This is a genomic window from Pseudomonas sputi, from assembly GCF_021603585.1.
In the GTDB taxonomy this organism is placed as follows: domain Bacteria; phylum Pseudomonadota; class Gammaproteobacteria; order Pseudomonadales; family Pseudomonadaceae; genus Aquipseudomonas; species Aquipseudomonas sputi.
In genome coordinates, this window is record NZ_BQHI01000095.1 from 1 (window position 1) to 255 (window position 255).

Annotated in this window: 1 rRNA gene; it reads left to right on the plus strand. The window is 52.5% G+C overall.

Annotated features, from left to right (window positions below):
• Window positions 1-205: 205 nt before the first annotated feature.
• A 5S ribosomal RNA gene (rrf, locus tag L6D81_RS29850) occupies window positions 206-255 on the plus strand; the annotation flags it as partial.

Sequence of the window (255 nt, forward strand, 5' to 3'; positions counted from 1 at the left end):
AGCGCTGTGAGGCGTTGAGCTAACCAATACTAATTGCCCGTGAGGCTTGACCATATAACACCCAAGCAATTTGAGTCGAAAGGCCAGATTGCGGTGTGTGAAGACGCAATGAACCGAAAGTTCGACGCTCACAAGACACCGACAGCTGTCACATACCCAATTTGCTGAAGCGAGGCCAGCCGGCCGCGAGTCAGTACCCGAATTTCTTGACGACCATAGAGCGTTGGAACCACCTGATCCCATCCCGAACTCAGA